Annotated in this window: 12 protein-coding genes; 5 read left to right on the top strand and 7 right to left on the bottom strand. The window is 61.7% G+C overall.

The features are described 5' to 3' along the window. Positions 1-85 precede the first annotated feature (85 nt). From AAC077_RS12170 to AAC077_RS12150, 5 genes are all read right to left on the bottom strand, one after another. Positions 86-1,066 carry a zinc-binding dehydrogenase gene (locus AAC077_RS12170; protein ID WP_339769949.1) on the bottom strand — a complete coding sequence of 327 codons (981 nt, stop codon included), beginning with the start codon at positions 1,064-1,066 and terminating at the stop codon, positions 86-88. A 10-nt stretch (positions 1,067-1,076) separates the two neighbouring features. Next, positions 1,077-1,682, bottom strand: coding sequence for a TetR/AcrR family transcriptional regulator (locus AAC077_RS12165; protein WP_339769948.1), 606 nt, complete (start codon positions 1,680-1,682; stop codon positions 1,077-1,079). Positions 1,683-1,807: 125 nt separating this feature from the next. Next, on the bottom strand, positions 1,808-2,530 hold the full coding sequence (gene phbB / locus AAC077_RS12160; RefSeq protein ID WP_339769947.1) for an acetoacetyl-CoA reductase: 723 nt from the start codon (positions 2,528-2,530) through the stop codon (positions 1,808-1,810). Between the two features lie 332 nt (positions 2,531-2,862). After that, the gene (locus AAC077_RS12155) at positions 2,863-4,038 is read right to left on the bottom strand and encodes an acetyl-CoA C-acetyltransferase (RefSeq protein ID WP_339769944.1); all 1,176 of its coding nucleotides are present in this window, start codon (positions 4,036-4,038) and stop codon (positions 2,863-2,865) included. 147 nt (positions 4,039-4,185) lie between these two features. Next, entirely contained in the window at positions 4,186-5,025 is an 840-nt protein-coding gene (locus tag AAC077_RS12150) for an EAL domain-containing protein (RefSeq protein WP_339769942.1), read from the bottom strand. Positions 5,026-5,127: 102 nt separating this feature from the next. On the opposite strand from AAC077_RS12150, the gene AAC077_RS12145 reads away from it, so the two are divergent. Both AAC077_RS12145 and rpsD read left to right on the top strand, forming a co-directional pair. Next, the gene (locus tag AAC077_RS12145) at positions 5,128-5,748 is read left to right on the top strand and encodes a DNA-3-methyladenine glycosylase I (protein ID WP_339769940.1); all 621 of its coding nucleotides are present in this window, start codon (positions 5,128-5,130) and stop codon (positions 5,746-5,748) included. A 124-nt stretch (positions 5,749-5,872) separates the two neighbouring features. After that, a complete protein-coding gene (rpsD, locus tag AAC077_RS12140; protein WP_339769938.1) occupies positions 5,873-6,493 on the top strand; it encodes a 30S ribosomal protein S4 in 621 nt (206 codons plus the stop codon). Positions 6,494-6,559: 66 nt separating this feature from the next. Here the strand turns inward: rpsD and AAC077_RS12135 are convergent, their stop codons facing one another. Further along, positions 6,560-7,993, bottom strand: a complete 1,434-nt coding sequence (locus AAC077_RS12135) for a UdgX family uracil-DNA binding protein (RefSeq protein ID WP_339769936.1) — start codon at positions 7,991-7,993, stop codon at positions 6,560-6,562. Beyond that, positions 7,993-9,225 carry a putative DNA modification/repair radical SAM protein gene (locus tag AAC077_RS12130; protein WP_339769934.1) on the bottom strand — a complete coding sequence of 411 codons (1,233 nt, stop codon included), beginning with the start codon at positions 9,223-9,225 and terminating at the stop codon, positions 7,993-7,995. Before AAC077_RS12130 ends, AAC077_RS12135 begins: the two co-directional genes overlap by 1 nt. Before the next feature lie 142 nt (positions 9,226-9,367). Between AAC077_RS12130 and hisC the strand changes: the two genes are divergently transcribed. From hisC to AAC077_RS12115, 3 genes are read left to right on the top strand one after another with little or no spacing between them, the layout of a single operon-like run. Then, positions 9,368-10,459: a histidinol-phosphate transaminase gene (gene hisC / locus AAC077_RS12125; RefSeq protein ID WP_339769932.1), complete on the top strand. Its 1,092-nt coding sequence runs from the start codon at positions 9,368-9,370 to the stop codon at positions 10,457-10,459. Beyond that, positions 10,456-11,397, top strand: coding sequence for a prephenate/arogenate dehydrogenase family protein (locus AAC077_RS12120; protein ID WP_339769930.1), 942 nt, complete (start codon positions 10,456-10,458; stop codon positions 11,395-11,397). Before hisC ends, AAC077_RS12120 begins: the two co-directional genes overlap by 4 nt. After that, positions 11,394-12,206: an extensin family protein gene (locus AAC077_RS12115; protein WP_339769929.1), complete on the top strand. Its 813-nt coding sequence runs from the start codon at positions 11,394-11,396 to the stop codon at positions 12,204-12,206. Before AAC077_RS12120 ends, AAC077_RS12115 begins: the two co-directional genes overlap by 4 nt. The last annotated feature ends 130 nt before the right edge of the window (positions 12,207-12,336 follow it).

The following is a 12,336-nucleotide window of genomic DNA, read 5'->3' as shown; positions in this document are numbered from 1 at the left end:
TTGCGAAATGTGGCAAGCAAACAGTTGGGGGCGCGGCTTGAGGGTGGCGGCCCTGAACGGGCCGCCTGCCAGTTGTCGCGCCGTTTTAGGGACGCAGCATTACCTTGCCCGCGCGACCGGGGGTCAACGCGGCATTCATCGCGTCGGTCACTTGGTCCAACCCGTAAACGCCGCCGTCCTCCAGCGTCAGCGTGCCTTGGGCGGCCAGCGTGACCAGTTCGGTGATCAGGCGGGTGCGCAGGGCAGGGTCCATATCGTCGCTGACTTTTGCGCCCCAGAACCCTTTGACCGTGATCTGTTTCATGATCAACGTGCCCGAAGACAGCGCAAGCGGTGTGCCCGTGGCCGTGCCAAAGACGACCAGTTCGCCATTCGCGCCCAGCAGATCGGTCAGATCGGCGGCCAGGTCGCCACCGACAGAATCAATCGCAGACACCGCACCGGCTTTGCCAACCAGCGCCCGCGCCTTGGCTTTCCAGTTGTCGTCCGAGGTGGACAGCACATTGTCGATGCCCATGTCCGTCAACTCGGCCACGGCGGCGTCGCGGCGCACCAGATTCACCAGATTAATTCCGCGCGCCTTGGCCAGAACGGTCATGATCTTGCCCACAGCCCCGTTAGCTGCGGTCTGAATGATCCAGTCGCCTTTTTGCGCCTGCAACATTTCCAGCAGGGAAATGGCGCTGAACGGCATGGCGATCAGTTGTGCGCCCAGCGTGTCGGGGATTGTATCCGGCAGGGGCAGCACACTGGCGGCGGAGGCGATGAAATATTCAGCCCAAGTGCCGTGAACGCCCGCGACGGTCACGCGCTGGCCGATCATTTGCGAGTCTACGCCGTCACCAACCGCGTCGATGGTGCCGATGGCCTCGGACCCGCCGATCGCGCCGGGCAGGTCCGGTTTGTAACCGTAATTGCCGCGAATGGTCCACAGATCGTGGTTGTGGATCGGGGACAGCAACGTTTTGATCCGCACTTCGCCTGCGGCGGGTTCGGGGGTGTCGGTCGTTTTGGTTTCAAGCACGTCGGCGGGTTCGCCAAAGGTGTCGTGGATGGCAGCTTGCATGATGTATTCCTTAGGTTTCAGTGTGTTCTGGGGAAAGCCTGCGTGTGGTGTCGCGCAAGGCGTCGCGCAGGGCGGTGTCGGTTTGTGACAGCTTCGACAGGATCGCGGCGCCCAGCCATTGCGCATACAACACGCGGGCTGTCGCATCGGGATCAGGTTGCGGACGGACCGAACCGTCGGTCGTCCCGGCACGCAGCAATGCGGCAAGGCGCGTTGTCAATTGATCCACGCCACGGTCCAGAATGATCCGCATGTCGTCGGACAGGTCCGCGATTTCGGCGGCCAGCTTGACCACCAGACAGCCCGACGCGATGCCGCAGGTGTTGTCACAGTCCAGCCAAGCAGACCAGAACGCGTCCAGCTTGGCGCCTGCGGTTCCGGGGGTGCTGATCAGTGTGTCGATGCGCGCCAGATAGTCGTCGACATAGTCTTGCAGCAGGGCGCAGCCAAAGTGCTCTTTCGAGGTGAAGTAATAGTAGAACGACCCCTTTGGTACGCCGCTGGCAGCCAGGATCTGCGACAGTCCCACGCCGCTGAAACCGCCGTGCAAGACCAGTTCGCGCCCCTTGGTCAGGATGTGCTTGCGGGTTTTTTCTGATTTGGTTGGCTCTGTCATAGGGGACAGATAGGAAGTAATAGACCGGTCGTCTAGTGATGCTGCAGGATTTTTTTTAAGGGTTCAAAACGAAAAACGGCGCGCCGTTGGGGGGCGCGCCGGATGTCACAATTGCGAAGACAGGATCAGACGAAAAATTGACCGCCGTTGGCCGAGATGGTCGAGCCGTTGATAAAGCCCGAATCTTCCGAAGCCAGAAACACAACGCAACGCGCGATTTCTTCGGGTTCGCCCAGACGGCCGGTTGGGATCTGCGCGATGATCGATTCGCGTACCTTTTCCGGGACCGCCATGACCATATCGGTTCCGATGTATCCGGGGCAGATGGCGTTGGCCGTGATGCCCGCGCGCGCGCCCTCTTGCGCCAGCGATTTGACGATGCCCAGATCGCCGGCTTTGGTCGCGGCATAGTTCACTTGGGCGAATTGCCCCTTTTGACCATTGATCGAGCTGATGACGATCACGCGGCCAAACTTGCGTTCCCGCATACCGGGCCAGACGGGGTGCACGGTGTTGAAAACGCCGGTCAGGTTGGTGCCGACCACCTCGTTCCATTGCTCGGGGGTCATTTTGTGGAACGGCGCGTCGCGGGTGATGCCTGCGTTGGCCACCACGACATCAACGGGGCCAAGGTCGGCTTCGACCTGCGCGATGCCCGCTTTGCTTTGGTCATAGTCGGCAACGTTCCATTTGTAGGTCTTGATGCCGGTTTCATCGGTGAATTTTGCCGCGGCTTCGTCGTTGCCCGCATAGGTCGCGGCCACGCTATAACCTGCATCTTTCAACGCCTGCGAAATGGCCGCGCCAATTCCGCGCGATCCTCCGGTAACAAGTGCAACTCTGGCCATGGGTCTCTCCTCCTGATGGGCTTTATTCTATCTTTGCGTGTATCCGCCAACGGCGTCCATGCATTTATCGCATTATATATGACAAGGGTTTGTCACTGCGATTATTGCATAAAATTTGGTGGGATAAGGCAAGTTTTGTGATTTGCGCAGATGCGGCGCCAAAGGCCTGCATCCCTGCCACGCTGCGCGCAGACGTGATGTCGATCTGATCGTTTTGATATGGATTGATCGACATGTGTGCGGCCTTTGGATTCCGCGACACTGATGTGCCGCGAAATCTTGTTACTAATTTCGTACCGCGCCCGCAACTATATTACGTGGCTTAGGTGAAATTAAGGGCGTTCAATACACATGGCAACGCCCATGCCGCCGCCGATGCACAGCGTGGCAAGGCCTTTCTTGGCGCCGCGACGCTTCATTTCAAAGACCAGCGTGTTCAGGATGCGCGCGCCCGAGGCGCCGATGGGGTGGCCGATGGCGATGGCGCCGCCGTTGACGTTCACGATCGACGGGTCCCAACCCATGTCCTTGTTCACGGCGCAGGCCTGTGCGGCAAAAGCTTCATTGGCTTCGACCAGGTCCAGGTCTTCGGCTTTCCAGCCGGCCTTCTCCAGCGCCTTGCGCGAGGCAAAGATCGGACCCGCGCCCATGATCGACGGGTCCAGACCGACGGTCGCGTAAGAAACGATTCGCGCCAACGGTTCGATCCCGCGCTTTTCGGCGTTGTCGGCGGACATCAGCAGGGCGCCGGCAGCCCCGTCGTTCAGGCCCGAGGCGTTGGCGGCGGTGACCGATCCATCCTTGGTAAAGGCGGGGCGCAGTTTTTGCATCGCGTCGATGGTCGCGCCGTGGCGGATGTATTCATCGCTGTCCACCACGATGTCGGCCTTGCGACCCTTGACGGTGAAGGGCGTGATTTCGTCCTGGAATTTGCCAGCCTTCTGCGCGGCTTCCGCCTTGTTTTGCGAAGCAACGGCAAATTCGTCCTGCTGGTCACGGCTGATCTGCCATTTTTCGGCAACGTTTTCAGCGGTCTGGCCCATGTGATAGCCGTTGAATGCATCCCACAGACCGTCGCGGATCATGGTGTCGATGTATTGCATGTCACCCATCTTGTGACCCATGCGCAGGTTCGCGGCGTGGGGGCTCATCGACATGTTTTCCTGACCGCCGGCTGCCACGATGTCGGCATCGCCAAGCTGGATGTGCTGGGCGGCCAAAGCGATGGCGCGCAGACCCGAGCCGCACACCTGGTTGATGCTCCACGCGGCGCTTTCAATCGGCAGACCGGCGTTGATGTGCGCCTGACGGGCGGGGTTCTGCCCCTGGGCTGCGGTCAGGACCTGACCCAGAATGGTCTCGCTGACTTCGGATTTGTCGATGCCTGCGCGTGCGACAATCGCCTCAAGGACAGTGGCGCCCAATTCGTGCGCGGGGGTGCCAGCGAAAGAGCCGGTAAAGCTGCCGACAGCGGTACGTGCGGCAGAGGCGATGACGACGTTGGTCATGGAATGCATCCTCTTGTTGTTTGACGAAGGACACACTGGCGGTTCAGGCAACATGCCGGCCGCCCGCCCTTCGACTTATGTGTTTGGATAAACCATTCGTTCCGTTGTCACAACGTATACGCCATGCGATCCGTCGTCAGATGCGCATCAACCTGCGGCACGCACATCAGATGGCGATTTCCAAGCGGGTCGGGTGGTGGGCGCCCCGTGCAGGTAGCCTTGCAAACAATCCACGCCAAGGCTGGCCAACACATCCGCGTCCGCTTTGGTTTCGACGAATTCCGCGACTGTCATCATGTCGAAATGCTGTGCAATCGACACCATGGACCGCACCAGCGCCTGATTGTCAGGGTCGCGGGCGATGCCGGACACGAACTGGCCGTCTATCTTGAGAATATCAAAGAAGAAATCCTTGAAATAGCGCAGCGCCGTCTGCCCGGAGCCAAAGTCGTCCAGAGCGAAACAGATGCCGCGCACCTGCCAGCGGTCCATAAAGTCGATGACCAGTTCGGGCACGGTCATGGCCGACCCTTCGGTAATTTCCAGTATCAACCGCTCGGCAATGGTGGGGTCGCTTTTCAGCCAGTGTTGCAAGGTACGCGTCCACTTTGCAAAGCCGATCGAGCGGGCAGACATATTGATCGACAGCCGCAGGTGTGGCGTGTCGTGCAGCGCGCGCAGCCCCATTTGCAGCGCCAGCACGTCAATCTCGCGGCCCAGTTCAGTGGTTTCGATCACATGCACAAAGTCACGGGCGGGAATCACGCGGCCGGTTTCGTCGGTGATGCGGATCAGCCCCTCGTAAAAACCCACACGGGAACGATCGCGCGACAGCACCACCGGCTGAAAGGCCAGCAACGTCTGCTTGTGGCGGATCGCCTCGGCCACCATATCCAGAATTGACCCATCCCGTTGCATCACCGCGAAGTTCAGCGGATTTTCAGCACCGGGCGGTACGTCGGCAATGCGCTGTCTGTTCAGGTTCACGTGGCACCTCTAAACGGTTCAGGATCAGCTTCCACTTTGTCGCCATTTTCCCTAAAAATGGGTTAATGTTCCTATTTTAGTCTTATTTTCGGGAGACGTCGGATGTGTGGTGAAACGGCTGGTGATGACGGGGTTTCACGGTGCAATTGGGCCGGGTCCGAACCGATCTATCGCACCTATCACGACACCGAATGGGGCGTGCCCGAATACGACAGTCGCGCGCTGTGGGAAAAGCTGATCCTGGACGGGTTTCAGGCCGGTTTGTCGTGGCTTACCATTCTGAAAAAGCGCGACAATTTCCGCGCTGCCTTTCGCGGGTTCAATCCCCGCGAGATTGCCACCTGGGGCGAGGACGAGGTGGACAGGCTGGTGCAGGATGCGGGTATCATCCGGCATCGGGGCAAGATCAACGCGACCATCAGCAATGCCCGCGCGTGGTGCGCCATCGAGGATCGGATCGGCTTTGACACTTATATGTGGCGCACCGTTGATTTCGCGCCGTTGCAGCCGAAATACACCACGCAGGATCAGGTGCCGCCCAGCACCGACCTAAGCGCGCGAATCTCCAAGCAGATGAAGAAGGACGGGTTCAAGTTCTGCGGCCCCACCATCGTCTATGCGTGGATGGAGGCCTGCGGTCTGGTCAACGATCACCTGACCACCTGCCACCGGCACGACGATGTGGCACAAATGGCCCGTGCAGACGGGTGGAAAGGCCGTTGACACTGACCCGCGCGGGCGTATAAGCGCCCCTTCATTGGTGTTGGTGGACCTCGCAAGGGGAAGCCTGTCGGGTCATAGACCAGAGGACAACGCCCTTTATGAACCTATATAAAGGAGACCAGCCGTGACCAAACGCACGTCTGCCAAGTACAAAATTGACCGCCGCATGGGCGAAAACATCTGGGGCCGCGCCAAATCGCCGGTCAACCGTCGTGAATATGGCCCCGGCCAGCACGGCCAGCGCCGCAAGGGCAAACTGTCGGACTTCGGTCTGCAACTGCGCGCCAAGCAGAAGCTGAAAGGCTACTACGGCGATCTGACCGAAAAACAATTCCGCCGCATCTATGCCGAAGCGGAGCGTGTCAAAGGCGACACCGGTGAAAACCTGATCGGCCTGCTCGAGCGTCGCCTGGACGCCGTTGTCTACCGCGCGAAATTCGTGGCGACAGTGTTCGCGGCCCGTCAGTTCGTGAACCACGGCCACGTCCGTGTGAACGGCAAAAAAGTGAACATTCCGTCCTACCGCGTCAAAGAAGGCGACGTGATCGAAGTGCGTGACCGTTCCAAGCAGATGGCCGCCATTCTGGAAGCGACCCAACTGTCCGAGCGTGACGTGCCCGACTATATGGACGTTGACCACTCGAAACTGACAGCGACATTCGTGCGCACACCTGCGTTCGGCGATGTGCCGTACCCGGTGATGATGGAACCGAACCTCGTGGTCGAATTCTACGCCAAGAACTGATCGCTTCGATCTGTTCTACGATTTACAAAAGGCCGCGCATCGTGCGCGGCCTTTTTGCATTTTGGGTTAGGCTGTTTCTCGAACCATTTGCGCGGCCCGTTCCAGATCGGCGCGGAAATGCGCGGTTTGCGCTGCGCGCAGCGATGCATCCGGCACCCGCAGCAGATAGGACGGGTGCAATGTCACCAGAACCGGCCCATATGCGGTGTCCTCGATCTGTCCGCGCCGCTTCAGAATGCCGTCTTTGCGCCCCGTCAGCGCCAGCAGGGCGGTGCCGCCCATCGCCAATATCAGCTTGGGTTTCACCAGGGCCACCTCGGCCTCCAGCCACCATTTGCAATGCTGCACCTCGCCTTGGTTGGGTGTCTGGTGCATCCGCCGTTTGCCGCGTTGCTGAAATTTGAAATGTTTGACCGCGTTGGTGACATAGGCCGCCTGCCGGTCCAGCCCTGCCTGCGCCGCGATCTGGTCGAACATCTGCCCCGCAGGCCCGACAAAGGGGCGGCCGGTCTGGTCCTCGACATCGCCGGGTTGTTCGCCCACGACCATCAGCGCCGCATCGCGCAGGCCTTCGCCTGTGACGGCCTGCGTGGCAGGGCCGCACAGCGCACAGCGGGTGCAGGCGCGGATTTGTGCGTTCACCGTGTCCAGACTGTCGCGGGTCGCCACGGCGCGCATATCGGCCAGCCCCGCGCTGATCCGTTCGGCGCGCAGCGGGGGCAGGGTGGGGGCGGCGGCCTGCATCTGTTTGGCGCGGGCCTCGGCATGGGCTAACAGGTGCGGGATGTGGCGCGTCTCGGGCATGTTCTTCCAGTATTTGCGCGGCATTTCCGAGGTCATCGCCTGCACCTTGACCCGTGCGGGGTTGAAGATATTGCAGAAATAGGTGCCCCACAGCTCTTCGGTCGCGTCTTCGGGCAGATCAGGACGCGCCTGGCCGGGCGCAAAGCTAAGGCGGCCCGCCTCGAACCGCGCGGTGACGTCGGGGGTGACGATCATCCAGTCCATGTCGCCGAAACGGTTGGCAAAGAAGGGGGCGGTGGGTTCGACCGTGTGATGCGTGGGTTCGAACCACGCGGCGAAACGACGACGCGGCCCGTCGGCCACCAGATCGCGGAAGCGCACGAACGCTTTCATCTTGTGCGCGCAGCGGTTCACGTTCTTTTCCAGCCCGCGCAAATGGGCCAGTTGCGCGTCGCCACGGTCGTGCATCAGTGACGGTGCATCCCGCAGCCGCCACAAGAACGCATACAGGCGCGCAAACCGGTCGGTGTCGCTGTGCCAGACCACGCGATTGGCCATATCAATAAAGGATTTCGACACCGTCACCCGCGCGGGCGTGGTCATACGGCGCGGCTGGGCGGCGAACAGGTCCACCTGCGCGGGGTCGTCGAAGGACCACAAGACATCCTCGGGCCGCACCCCTTCGGCCAGCAGCCCGCGCGCCGCGTCGCGCCACGCCTGCGCGGTGCCGATGCGGGGCAGGGCGACGGTGCGCATCAGAACAGGCTAAGCTGTTCAGGCGGCGGCGCAAACCGCGCGCGCAGGTCGGTGCTGTCGGTCAACTGCCCCGGCGACCAGTCGCGCAGGGTGATGAACGGCCGCGCCTTTTTCAGCAGTGCACCCATGCGTTGCAGATCGGCATAACGCAGATCGCGGTGCCGTCGCGTGCCCAGAATGCGGTTGACCGTGCGCACCCCGAACCCCGGCACCCGCAACAGCAATTCGCGCGATGCCCGCTGCACGTCCAGCGGAAACAGCCCGCGATGCGCGATGGCCCAGGCCAGCTTTGGGTCCATGTCCAGATCCAGATTGCCGGCCTGCGTCACGCCGGTGATCTCGTCCACCGAAAATCCGTAGAACCGCAGCAGCCAGTCGGCCTGATACAGACGGTGTTCACGCACCAGCGGCGGCTGCACCAGCGGCAGTTTTGCACTGCTGTCGGGGATCGGCGAAAAGGCGGAATAATACACCCGTTTCAGCCCGTAATTGCCGTACAGGCTGTTGGCTTGCCCCAGAATGGTGGCGTCGTTCGACCCGTCCGCGCCAACGATAACTTGCGTGGATTGGCCTGCGGGCGCAAACTTTGGCGGGCGTTTCCCGGTGTGCGAGCGGTCTTTGGACGCGGCGCGCCCGGCTTTGACGTCCTGCATGGCGGCGCGGATGGTCGCGGGGTTCTTTTCGGGCGCATAGGCGGCCACCGCAGCCTCGGTCGGCAGTTCGACGTTGATCGACAGGCGGTCGGCATAAAGGCCTGCGGCCGCGATCAGCTCGGGCGATGCATCGGGAATGGTTTTCAGGTGGATATATCCGCGAAAATTCTCGCGCGTGCGCAGCAGCCGGGCGATCTGGACCATGTCCTCCATCGTCTTGTCCGGCGACTGGATGATGCCCGAGGACAGAAACAGCCCCTCGATGTAATTGCGCCGATAAAATTCGATGGTCAGCGACACGACCTCTTCGGGGGTAAACCGGGCGCGCGGGGTGTTCGAGGACACGCGATTGACGCAATAGGCACAGTCGTAAATACAGAAATTGGTCATCAGGATCTTGAGCAGACTGATACAGCGCCCGTCGGGCGTGTAGGCATGACAAATCCCCGATCCTTCGTTCGAGCCAAGCCCCTTGCCGTCGCGGCTGCTGCGCTTTGTGCCGCCTGACGAGGCACAAGAGGCATCATAACGGGCCGCATCCGAGAGAATCGCGAGTTTTTCTGACAATGATTTAACCATTCGTTCACTTTATGTTCTCATCGTGGGCGGTGCAATAGGAAGGAGGATAAGACACACTGGCGTTGGCAAAATTCCGCAGCGACAAAAGGGCATGGCGCAGCCGCGTTTGCCCCGCTAAAACAACCTGCGAAGGAGCCAACCCATGACCCAAGCCATTGCGCCGCAGCCCGGCATCATGTCGATCGACCCATACGTCGGCGGCACCAGCCATGTGGCAGGCATCGAAAACGCAGTGAAACTGTCGTCGAACGAAAACCCGCTGGGGCCGTCCGACAAGGCCATGGAGGCGTTCCGCCGCGCGTCGCATCAACTGCACCGCTATCCGTCGACCGACCACGCGGCGCTGCGCACGGCGTTGGCGCAGGTGCACGGTGTCGACGCCGAGCGGATCATTTGCGGTGCCGGGTCGGACGAGATCATTGCCTTTCTGTGCAACGCCTACGCGGGGCCGGGCACCGAGGTTGTGCACACGGTCCACGGCTTTGGCATGTATGCCATCAGCGCCAAGGCGGCAGGGGCCACGCCGGTCGAAGTGCTGGAAGCGGACCGGGTCACGGATGTGGACGCCCTGCTGGCGGCCTGCACCAAAAAGACGCGGCTGGTGTTCATCGCCAACCCCAACAACCCGACGGGCACGATGATCGCAGACGCCGAAATTGCGCGGCTGGCAGATGGTCTGCCAAAACAGGCCTTGCTGGTTCTGGATGGGGCCTATGCCGATTATGTCGAAGGGTATGATGGCGGCGCGTCGCTGGTGGACAGCCGTGAAAACGTGGTGATGACGCGCACATTCTCCAAGCTTTACGGTCTGGGCGGTCTGCGCATCGGCTGGGGCTATGGCCCTGCCCACGTGATCGACGTGCTGAACCGCATTCGCGGCCCGTTCAACGTCAGCCAGGCGGCGCTGGACACAGCCGAAGCAGCCGTGCGCGACGTGGCCTATGCCGATCACTGCCGCAGCGAAAACGCCCGCTGCCGCACCATCCTGGCCGAAGGGCTGGCCGCCTTGGGCGTGCCGTCGGACGTCAGCCACGCCAATTTCGTGCTGGCCCGTTTCGGCAGCGCGGACGAGGCCAATGCCTGCGATGCATGGTTGCAAAGCCAAGGGCTGATCGTGCGCCGCGTGGCCGGTTACAAACTGCCCGCCGCCCTGCGCATCACCGTGGGTGACGAAAGTGCGTGCCGCCGCGTGGTGCACGCCGTGCGCCAGTTCAAGGAAGGCAAAAGCGCATGACAGATGTTGCTTCTGCCCCAGTTTACAACCGCATTGCGCTGATCGGCCTGGGGCTGATCGCCTCGTCGATGTATTGGGCGATCCAGCGCGGCGGGTTGGCGGGCGAGGTGACCGGCTATGCGCGCAGTCAGGCCACCCGCGACACCGCGCGCCGCATCGGGCTGACCGACCGCGTGTGCGACACTGCCGCCGAAGCGGTCAAGGGCGCCGATCTGGTGGTGCTGGCGGTGCCTGTGGGGGCGATGGCCGCCGTTGCCGCCGAGATCGCACCGCATCTGGCGCCGGGCGCCACCGTGACCGACGTAGGCTCGGTCAAACGCAACGTGATCGAAAGCGTCGGTCCCCATTTGCCCGAAGGCGTGCATTTCATCCCCGCGCACCCGCTGGCCGGGACCGAACATTCGGGACCGGAATCGGGCTTTGCGACGTTGTTCGACAACCGTTGGTGCCTGCTGGTTCCGGTCGATGGCACAGACCCAGACGCCACCGCGCGCCTGCGCACGCTGTGGGAAGGCATCGGGTCGAACGTCGAGGAAATGGACGCCGACCACCACGATCTGGTGCTGGCCGTCACATCGCACACGCCACACCTGATCGCCTACACGATGGTGGGCGTGGCCGACGATCTGGGCCGCGTGACCGATGGTGAGGTCATCAAATACTCTGCCGCCGGTTTCCGTGATTTCACCCGTATTGCGGCTTCTGATCCAACCATGTGGCGCGACGTGTTCCTGACCAACAAGGACGCAACGCTGGAAATTCTGGGCCGCTTCACCGAAGAGCTGTTCGCGCTGCAACGCGCTATCCGCACCGGCGACGGCGACCATTTGTTCGATTATTTCACCCGCACCCGCGCGATCCGGCGCGGCATTATCGAGGCGGGCCAGGACACCGATGCACCCGACTTTGGCCGTACGGCGCGGACCGAAAAGACATGAAGGCGGGGCTGACCGTTGTGTTGGCCCACTGTCTGGCGCTGTGCCTGATCACGACTGCGGCCGCGCAAGCGCCGAAAAAATCGCTGCGCCCGATGGCACGTGTTGCGGCTGTATTGGCTGAAAAACCTGCGCCGACCGCGTCTGGCGTGGTCTTGTTGCAACCGGATCAAACCGTGGTGCATCTGGCGTCGGCCGCAATATTATCGGGTCCTGTGATGACACTGCGCCCTTCGGTGCGCCCCAAGTCGCTTGAGCAAAAGGCGATGGCCAAGAAGGCCAAACGCGCCAAAGGGGCGGTTTGCGGGGATGTCGACCTGCAAGGCACCTATCTGGGGCCCGTGCCCGGACGCATCGGGGCCTGTGGCATCGACGAGGCGATCAAGCTGCGGTCTGTGTCCGGCGTAGCGCTGAGCCAAGAGGCGGTGATGGATTGCGCCACCGCCAAGGCCTTGAAAAAATGGACAGACCGCAGCGCGAAACCGGCTTTGGCGCACTTAGGCGGTCTGACCGGTTACCGCGTCGCGGCACATTACACCTGCCGTACCCGCAACAACCAGCCCGGCGCGAAAGTGTCCGAACATGGCAAGGGGCGCGCGATTGATATTTCAGGATTTCAGTTGCAAAGCGGCGAAATCGTGAGCGTGCTGGAGGGTTGGAATTCTTCGCGCCACAGCAAGGCCTTGCGCAAGATGCACGCGGGGGCCTGTGGCACCTTTGGCACCGTTCTGGGTCCGGGATCGGACGGCTACCATCGCGACCATTTGCATTTGGACACGGCGCGCTATCGCAGCGGATCGTATTGCCGCTGACGGGTTTCGGGGCTTTGCCCCCGCCGCTGGCGCGGCGTCCCCAGGATATTTGTGGCCAAAAGAAGCGGCGGTTTTCAGGCACGGCTTTCATTGGCAGGCAGAATCGGATTTACCCGCCTGCGGTATTTAG

It is taken from the genome of uncultured Pseudosulfitobacter sp. (genome assembly GCF_963976325.1).
In the GTDB taxonomy this organism is placed as follows: domain Bacteria; phylum Pseudomonadota; class Alphaproteobacteria; order Rhodobacterales; family Rhodobacteraceae; genus Pseudosulfitobacter.
Note: the sequence above shows the minus strand (reverse complement) of the source record. Positions and strands in the feature narration are given on the sequence as shown.

Bases quoted from the DNA above. Each gene is read 5' to 3' on its own strand.
- AAC077_RS12170 (WP_339769949.1), bottom strand. From the start codon at position 1,066: ATGCAAGCTGCCATCCACGACACCTTTGGCGAACCCGCCGACGTGCTT.
- AAC077_RS12165 (WP_339769948.1), bottom strand. From the start codon at position 1,682: ATGACAGAGCCAACCAAATCAGAAAAAACCCGCAAGCACATCCTGACC.
- phbB (WP_339769947.1), bottom strand. From the start codon at position 2,530: ATGGCCAGAGTTGCACTTGTTACCGGAGGATCGCGCGGAATTGGCGCG.
- AAC077_RS12155 (WP_339769944.1), bottom strand. From the start codon at position 4,038: ATGACCAACGTCGTCATCGCCTCTGCCGCACGTACCGCTGTCGGCAGC.
- AAC077_RS12145 (WP_339769940.1), top strand. From the start codon at position 5,128: ATGTGTGGTGAAACGGCTGGTGATGACGGGGTTTCACGGTGCAATTGG.
- AAC077_RS12135 (WP_339769936.1), bottom strand. From the start codon at position 7,993: ATGCGCACCGTCGCCCTGCCCCGCATCGGCACCGCGCAGGCGTGGCGC.
- AAC077_RS12130 (WP_339769934.1), bottom strand. From the start codon at position 9,225: ATGGTTAAATCATTGTCAGAAAAACTCGCGATTCTCTCGGATGCGGCC.
- hisC (WP_339769932.1), top strand. From the start codon at position 9,368: ATGACCCAAGCCATTGCGCCGCAGCCCGGCATCATGTCGATCGACCCA.
- AAC077_RS12120 (WP_339769930.1), top strand. From the start codon at position 10,456: ATGACAGATGTTGCTTCTGCCCCAGTTTACAACCGCATTGCGCTGATC.
- AAC077_RS12115 (WP_339769929.1), top strand. From the start codon at position 11,394: ATGAAGGCGGGGCTGACCGTTGTGTTGGCCCACTGTCTGGCGCTGTGC.